The 7,293-nt window shown below is 65.1% G+C and carries 5 protein-coding genes; 3 read left to right on the plus strand and 2 right to left on the minus strand.

The features are described 5' to 3' along the window. Positions 1-192 precede the first annotated feature (192 nt). From EN745_RS25420 to EN745_RS25430, 3 genes are read left to right on the plus strand one after another with little or no spacing between them, the layout of a single operon-like run. Entirely contained in the window at positions 193-564 is a 372-nt protein-coding gene (locus EN745_RS25420; RefSeq protein ID WP_127422536.1) for a hypothetical protein, read from the plus strand. A gap of 4 nt (positions 565-568) precedes the next feature. Then, on the plus strand, positions 569-1,450 hold the full coding sequence (locus tag EN745_RS25425) for a hypothetical protein (protein ID WP_127422537.1): 882 nt from the start codon (positions 569-571) through the stop codon (positions 1,448-1,450). After that, the gene (locus tag EN745_RS25430) at positions 1,444-3,936 is read left to right on the plus strand and encodes a DUF4132 domain-containing protein (protein ID WP_127422538.1); all 2,493 of its coding nucleotides are present in this window, start codon (positions 1,444-1,446) and stop codon (positions 3,934-3,936) included. Before EN745_RS25425 ends, EN745_RS25430 begins: the two co-directional genes overlap by 7 nt. A gap of 67 nt (positions 3,937-4,003) precedes the next feature. Here the strand turns inward: EN745_RS25430 and EN745_RS25435 are convergent, their stop codons facing one another. Both EN745_RS25435 and EN745_RS25440 read right to left on the minus strand, forming a co-directional pair. Beyond that, positions 4,004-6,145, minus strand: a complete 2,142-nt coding sequence (locus EN745_RS25435; RefSeq protein ID WP_127422539.1) for a sodium-translocating pyrophosphatase — start codon at positions 6,143-6,145, stop codon at positions 4,004-4,006. Between the two features lie 297 nt (positions 6,146-6,442). Continuing rightward, a partial coding sequence (locus tag EN745_RS25440) for an MFS transporter (RefSeq protein ID WP_145992126.1) occupies positions 6,443-7,293 on the minus strand: 851 nt, incomplete at its 5' end.

A 7,293-nucleotide genomic window follows, 5' to 3' on the forward strand; every position in this document is an offset into this window, starting at 1 on the left:
TTGCGGCCCAGGGAGGCCGGCTTTCCTCCAAGAGCAAAAGCAAAGCCACCGAATGTCCCGATGATCCTTTATTGATCATGTGGCGGGCGCAACTTCTGCGTTAGCCGTTTATCCACCACAAAGCGCAATGGCGCTAGGGTTTCATCTGCCTATAATTTTTGATCCGCAAGATCAGCCGGATCGGAGGGTCAGATGAGCCGCATCGTCATGTACGACCAGATCGGCGCCCGCAAACCGGTCCAGAGCTTCGTCCTGGACTGGAAGGACGGCGTGCCGTGCACGCTCCGGCAGATCATCACCGAACGCGTGCTGCTGGAGCATGACAGGTTGCACGCCTCGCGCAACGACGCAGCGATAGAGACGCTGCTCTATGCGCCAAACACCGGACCGCTCAAGAAGACGAACCCGGACTTGGCGGTGGCGGCGGCGATCGAGGCCTTCTCGCGCAACGCCTTCATGGTCGTCGTCGGCGGCAAGCAAATGATTGCGCTGGACGATGTGGCCGTCATTTCAGCGCGCACGGACGTCGTCTTCATAAAGCTTTTGCGGCTCAAGGGGGGTTGAGTGGATGGGCAATGGAAGGTTGTTTTCGGGTCTCAGGGCAGCGGCCGCTGCATTCGGCAAGGTCGTCGCCGGCGCCCCGCGTGCGAACGAGCCGGCGCCGCTCGCCGACATAAATAGGATGGTCGAGCGCCTCCATCGCGCCCATGCCGACCGGGAGCGGAGCGAGGCGGAGACATTGGCGCGGGATATCGAGCTGGCCTCATCCGCCGGCGGCTCGCGTCCGATGATGGCCGAACTCGTAGCCCTCATCCGTGCCTATGACACCGCGAACTCGGAGCAGGACCGCAAGGATATCGCGAGCCGCCTGCGCGCTTTGTCAGCGGAACAGCGCGGCGGATTGTTCGATGCCATCGACTTCCTGCGGGCACGCTTCGGCTGGGGTCCTGAGGTGGCCGTCTATGTGCGCAGCCGGGAGGGCAAGACCCCGCCCAAATTCGCGCGCTTCTGCGAGAGCTTGAGCCGGGATCTCCTGCGCAGCGGCTTCCAGACGAACGCGCCGAGAACCGCCACCGCGCTTCGGCTGCTCGCGAACGACCAGGCCGGCATGCACCTCAAGGGCACGATCGGCTGGTCGGGCGGATTGCCCAAGCTCGGCATCGTCCGCGAGATCGAGCGCGCGGTGAAAAACGGACAGGCGCTCGGCGCCGAAGACCGGGCCAACGCCGCCAGGCTCATCGCGCTGGTTTGCGATACGCAGTACTACAAAAACAGGACCGGACCGGAAAAGACCGATCCACCACTGATCGTTTCGCTGAAGGCGCTTGCCGGGGCCGGCCAGCAGGACAGTTTCTTTGCGCGCATGCGGGCCAATCCGCCGGCAAAACTTCCCACCTGCGCTACACGCCGCCGCCGTCCGACAAGGCGGAATTTTGGGACGACGTGCTGACGGAACTGGCGCCGATGTTCGAGGACATCCGCGCCTACGCCGGCGACAGGACGGTGCATAACTGGCTGACCGACCGACAGGCGTTCGCCGCCCGTTTCGGCTCCGGCGATGGCAGTGCCGCCTTCAGGTTCGGCTGGTGGGCGCGCGACACCAAGGGCGAGGAAGGTTTTCACAAGGACTACAACAACCATCTCAGTCGCATGCTGAGCGAGGAAAAACCCGAATGGCGACAGCTCGCGACCGCCGCGCAAATGGCGATGCTGCGCGCCGTGGGGCCGAGCTTCGATCGGGGTTGGCCGCAGGACTTCACGAGGGCCGGCACGCGGGTCGAAGCGTTCGAATTCGGCGGCGGGGACCCTGACGGCAGCCTGCTCAACCATCTGGTTGCCGCGGGCGATGGCGCGCCGGGGACGACCTGGCTGAAGGATTGCGAACGCAAGATCGCAGCCCTTGGGCACGACGCGGTGGCCGACGGTTTCAGGCAGTGGCTCAAACCGCTCTGCGAACCGGCGCTGCCGGAGATCGAGCGCGACGTCTATATCGGCCTCGAAGCCTACAGCCTGGTGTTCAGCCCGCAGAATGCATCGGTGTTTCCGACACCGCTGCCGGAACGGGAGTCGGCGGGTTACGAGGCGGCGGTGCGGCAGTCCGCGCTGAAGGCGATCTGCGCGATACCGGGCCTGCTGTTCCAGCGTGCGGCCGGGGACTATGTACCCTGGCAATTTGATCTTGGCCGACTGCACGGCGAATTGTCGCCCGACAATGTCGCGGTAGCACGCGGCATTGGCTTGGCCCTGTCCCGCCTGCCGGCCGACAAGGCGCTCCCGCTGCTGGAATCGCTGGCAGGCGCGACGCTGATCAAGACAGGGCATCACGGACGTACCGTGCGTTCGCAAAAGACAGGGGCGGCCTGCGTCTGGTCGCTCGGCCAGCTGGGCACCGCGGACGCGGCCTATGCGCTTGGGCGCCTTCGCCGCAGGATCGACGACAAAGTGGTGATCAAGTCGATCGACAAGGCGCTGGAAGCGGCGGGCAGCAAGCTCGGCCTGTCGGGCGACGACATGCAGGAAATCGCCATGGCCGAGTACGGCATCGGCGATGGCGGGCTTCGTGTCGAGGAACTGGGCGGCGTTCGCGTCGAGTTGCGCGTTGTCTCGTCGGCCAAGGCCGAGTTGCGCAGCATCGACGCCAAGGGTAAGTCGAGCCGCGGCATCGCCAAGGATTTCAAGGCGGCACCCGGCGGTAGCGAAATGGCGGGCGAGTTGGAAGATGCGGCGAAGGACATCGCGCTGATTCTGCCGGAAGCGCGGCGCCGCATCGAGAGCGCCTGGCGCGACGGCCGCCACTGGAATTACCAGGGCTGGCAGGACCGGCTGATCGGCAATGGCCTGCTGCGCACGCTTTCCGAGCGCCTGATCTGGCGTTTTGCGGGTCCCAAGGGCGAGGCGTTCGTCGCCATGCCGCGCGAAGGCGAGCTTGTCGATCATGCCGGCGTTCGCTGCCCGGTTCCAGGACCGGACTGGACGGTCCACCTTTGGCATCCGCTGGACAGCCCGGCCACGACCGTCGCGGCCTGGCGCGAGAGCCTCGCCAGGCAGACGATCCAGCAGCCCTTCATCCAGGCCTGGCGGCCGGTCTACGTCGTCACCGACGCCGAGCTTGCCACACGCAGCTACTCCAACCGCTTCGCCGCGCACATATTGGAGCAGGCTCCAGTTATGGCCATCCTGAAGAAGCGCGGCTGGACGGCGTACAATCGCAGCATGCACGGCAACAATGCCGAGCATGAACGGGTGCGGCTCACCTTGCCGTATCATGGTGTCGCCGCCGAGTTCTGGGTCGCCGGCATCGGCACGCGCGTGCAGGACATCGAGGCGGCCGAGCGCGGCGCCGCGCTCTACGCCTTCATCGCCACGGATCGGGTGGCGTTTTTCGCGCTCGACCCAAAGACCGGGCAGCCGAACGAGGTTCCGCTGTCCGTCGATGCGGTCCCTCCCCGCGCGTTCTGCGAGGCGATGTACGACATCGACAGCGTGATCGGCCGCACCTCGATCGGCAACGACCGCCACTGGCAGGATCGCGGCAGCAACGCGCGCCACCCGCTGTCTGAGCGGCCTGAATTCCTCGACTACCGCGAGCGCTATTCGGCAGGACAGGCCAGCGGCCTGGCAAAGGGCCGACGCGATTTCATCGCCACCATCCTGCCCGGCCTCGCGATTGCCAACCAGTGCACGGTCACGGACGAGTTCCTGATCGTTGACGGCAAGCGCAAGACCTACAGGATCAACTTCGCATCCGGACACATCAGGATGGCGCCCAACGACCGCTATCTCTGCATCGTGCCGTCAAACGAGGCGGCCGGGCCGAGGCCGGCCTATGTGCCGTTCGAGGGCGACGACATCCTGTCAGTCATCCTGTCGAAGGCGATGATGCTGGCCAATGACGACAAGATAACCGACGGCTCGATCCTGCGTCAGATCGCTTGAACCGCGGCGGGAAATGAAAAAACCCGCGGGATCACTCCCGCGGGTTTTTCGACGAACAGCTTGAGCCTCAGCCGTGCGCGAGCACGGCCAAGAGCAGCAGGGCGACGATGTTGGTGATCTTGATCGCCGGGTTGACCGCCGGGCCGGCGGTGTCCTTGTAGGGATCCCCGACCGTGTCGCCGGTGACGGAGGCCTTGTGCGCCTCGGAGCCCTTCAAGTGCTTGGCGCCGTTCTTGTCGGTGAAGCCGTCCTCGAATGACTTCTTGGCGTTGTCCCAGGCGCCACCGCCCGAGGTCATCGAGATGGCGACGAACAGGCCGTTGACGATCACGCCGAGCAGCGAGGCGCCGAGCGCGGCGAAAGCCGAGGCCTTCGAACCCGAGATCAGCAACACGCCGAAATAGACGACCAGCGGCGCCAGCACCGGCAGCAACGAGGGGATAATCATCTCCCGGATCGCCGCCTTGGTCAAAAGATCGACGGCGCGGGCGTAGTTCGGCTTCGAGGTGCCGGCCATGATGCCCTTGTCCTCGCGGAACTGCTTGCGCACCTCCTCGACGATCGAGCCCGCCGCGCGGCCGACGGCCGTCATGGCGATGCCGCCGAACAAATACGGGATCAGGCCGCCGAAGATCAGGCCGGCGACGACATAGGGATTGGAAAGGTCGAAGGAAACCTCGCCCATGCCCTGGAAGTAAGGGAACTTGTCGCCATTGGCGGCAAAGAACTTCAGGTCGTTCGAATAGGCGGCGAACAGCACCAGCGCGCCGAGGCCCGCCGAACCAATGGCGTAGCCTTTGGTCACCGCCTTGGTGGTGTTGCCGACGGCGTCGAGCGCGTCGGTGGATTGGCGCACTTCCTTGGGCAAGCCGGCCATCTCGGCAATGCCGCCGGCATTGTCGGTGACCGGGCCGAAGGCGTCGAGCGCGACGATCATGCCGGCGAGGCCGAGCATGGTGGTGACGGCGATCGCCGTGCCGAAGAGGCCGCCGAGCTGGTAGGTCGCGATAATGCCGCCGACGATGACGATAGCCGGCAACGCCGTCGATTCCAGCGAGACCGCGAGGCCCTGGATGACGTTGGTGCCGTGGCCGGTCACCGACGCCTGGGCGATGGAGTTGACCGGGCGCTTGTTGGTGCCGGTGTAGTACTCGGTGATCACCACGATGAGCCCGGTCACCAGGAGGCCGATCAGGCCGCAGATGAACAGGTTCTTGCCGGTGATGGCGATGCCGGCGACGGTGCCGATATCACCCCAGCCGATGGTCAGCGATGTCGCGGCGCCAAGGCCGACGATCGACAGCAGGCCAGTGACGATCAGGCCCTTGTAGAGCGCGCCCATGATCGAGCCGTTGGAGCCGAGCTTGACGAAGAATGTGCCGACAATCGAGGTCAGGATGCAGGCGCCGCAGATAGCCAGCGGATAGAGCATGGCGGTGCCGAGCACCGCGGTGCCGCCGAAGAAGATGGCGGCGAGAACCATGGTGGCGACGACGGTGACGGCATAGGTCTCGAACAAGTCGGCGGCCATGCCGGCGCAGTCGCCGACATTGTCGCCGACATTGTCGGCGATGGTGGCGGGGTTGCGCGGATCGTCCTCGGGAATGCCGGCTTCGACCTTGCCGACGAGATCGCCGCCAACGTCGGCGCCCTTGGTGAAGATGCCGCCGCCGAGACGGGCGAAGATCGAGATCAGCGAGGCGCCGAAGCCGAGCGAAACCAGCGCGTCGATGACGATGCGGTCATTGGGCTGGAGAGCCATCGGACCGGTCAGGATGAGGTAGTAGATCGAGACACCGAGCAGGGCGAGACCCGCCACCAGCATGCCGGTGATGGCGCCCGACTTGAAGGCGATGTCGAGGCCGGCGGCGAGGCTGTTGGAGGCAGCCTGCGCGGTTCGCACATTGGCGCGCACCGAAACATGCATGCCGATAAAGCCGGCGGCGCCCGAGAGCACCGCGCCGATCAGGAAGCCGATGGCCGAGGTGATCGACAGCAGCCACCAGGCAAGCAGGAGCACGACGATGCCGACGACGGCGATGGTGGTGTATTGGCGCGCCAGGTAGGCCTGGGCGCCTTCGCGGATGGCCGCGGAGATTTCCTGCATGCGCTGATTGCCCTGATCGGACGCCAGGACCGAACGTGTCGCCCAGATAGCGTAAAGGACTGAAAGCAGGCCGCAGGCGATGACGGCGTAAATGGTGGTCATTGCCGAATTTTCCTCGATTGATGGCCCAAAAGAACCCCTCCCTGGGCCGTTGGAACGGGGATGCACGCCGCCAGGCGGAATCCACCCCTTGGCTGGGCTGTATGCGAAACAGGGCTGGGAACGTCAAGATATTGTTCGGTTTTTGCCCGGCTTTCGCCCAAAAGGCGAAGGCGATGGCAAACCTGCCCAGCGCCATACTCCTTTTAGATCGATTGAAATGACGCTGGGTAATAGACCGGAGCAGATCAGGTCAGGCTCGAACTGACGCGCGACCACACTGTCGGAATGGCTGTCGAGTCAGTTGGCTGCACGCAAGCTCGTCACCTTCAACGCACCGAGCGCGACGAAGCAGAGCGCGCAGACCGGGAACACCAGCCAGTTCAGCATCGCCCAACCCCAGGCGTTGTAGACCGCGCCGGACATCAGCGACGCGAAGGCGACCGAGCCGAACAGGACGAAATCGTGGAAGCCCTGCAGCTTGCTCTTTTCCGACGGCCGGTAACTGGCGGCGACCATGGAGGTGGCGCCGATGAAGCCGAAGTTCCAGCCCAGGCCGAGCAGGATCAGCGCCGTCCAGAACTGCCAGAGTGCCAGCCCCGACAGGGCGACCACGGCGCAGCCGATCAAGAGCACGAGGCCGGCGGCGACAATGCGCTCGGCGCCGAAGCGATGGATCAGCGAGCCGGTGAAGAAGCTCGGCCCGAACATCGCCATCACATGCCATGAAATGCCCAGCGTGGCGTCGTCGGCGGAGAGACCGCAACCGACCATGGCGAGCGGCGCGCCGGTCATGACGAAGCTCATCAGCGCATAGCTTCCGACGGCGCAGAACAGCGCCGCGACGAAACGCGGCTGGGTGACGATCTCCGACAGCGGCCTGGCGTCGCCGTCATCGATCGCCGCGCCGCCGACCACCTTAGGCGCGATGCGCAGAAACGATAGGATGACGGCGCCGACGGCCGACAGCACCAGGATAGAGGCGAACGAGCCGGCGAACATCACGGGCGCGAAGGATTCGCGGGTGAAGATCACGATCTGCGGCCCGAGAACGGCCGTGACGATGCCGCCGGCCAGCACGAAGGAAATGGCGCGCGCCTTGAACTCCGGCGGCGCGTTGTCTGCTGCGGCAAAACGGAACTGTTGTACGA

Source organism: Mesorhizobium sp. M4A.F.Ca.ET.022.05.2.1, from assembly GCF_003998845.1.
Taxonomy (GTDB): domain Bacteria; phylum Pseudomonadota; class Alphaproteobacteria; order Rhizobiales; family Rhizobiaceae; genus Mesorhizobium.

Bases quoted from the DNA above. Each gene is read 5' to 3' on its own strand.
- EN745_RS25420 (WP_127422536.1), top strand. From the start codon at position 193: ATGAGCCGCATCGTCATGTACGACCAGATCGGCGCCCGCAAACCGGTC.
- EN745_RS25425 (WP_127422537.1), top strand. From the start codon at position 569: ATGGGCAATGGAAGGTTGTTTTCGGGTCTCAGGGCAGCGGCCGCTGCA.
- EN745_RS25435 (WP_127422539.1), bottom strand. From the start codon at position 6,145: ATGACCACCATTTACGCCGTCATCGCCTGCGGCCTGCTTTCAGTCCTT.